The 449-nt window shown below is 22.7% G+C and carries 1 pseudogene; it reads right to left on the bottom strand.

Features of this window, described 5'->3' with window-relative positions:
• Positions 1-295: pseudogene (locus tag K0040_RS20230) on the bottom strand (GGDEF domain-containing protein); the annotation flags it as partial.
• Between the last annotated feature and the right edge of the window lie 154 nt (positions 296-449).

Below are 449 nucleotides of genomic sequence, written 5' to 3'. Positions count from 1 at the left end.
GTTTTAATCTGTTTAAATCGGTAAAACATAAAGTAAATTTGTAGTGATTTGACATCCATTCTGATAGTTTTTGATTTACAAAAGGTCTATTGTAGAAGCCTGTCAGTAAATCTGTATATACAATATCATTCAATTTATTAATTTCATGTTCTGTTTTTATGCTTTCTAAATATTCTAGTTGGTTTTTAATATCATAACTTTTAATTTGAGTAATTCTAAAACTATATTTTTCTGCAATATAGTTACCTACCAAAACTATTATGGCAGACTTAATTCCATATAATTTTAAAATCAATACATTTCCAACAGTATAATATATTGATAGACTTAAACATAGATACAAGTACATTACAAACATAAGGCTTAATAAAAAATTTAGATTTTTTTTGTCCTCTAAAACTGTGTCAAAATTAATCTGATTATTTTTATGATTTTTATAACAGAAATAT

This window comes from Terrisporobacter petrolearius, assembly GCF_020748185.1.
Taxonomy (GTDB): domain Bacteria; phylum Bacillota; class Clostridia; order Peptostreptococcales; family Peptostreptococcaceae; genus Terrisporobacter; species Terrisporobacter petrolearius.
This window is presented reverse-complemented; position numbering and strand designations above follow the sequence as displayed.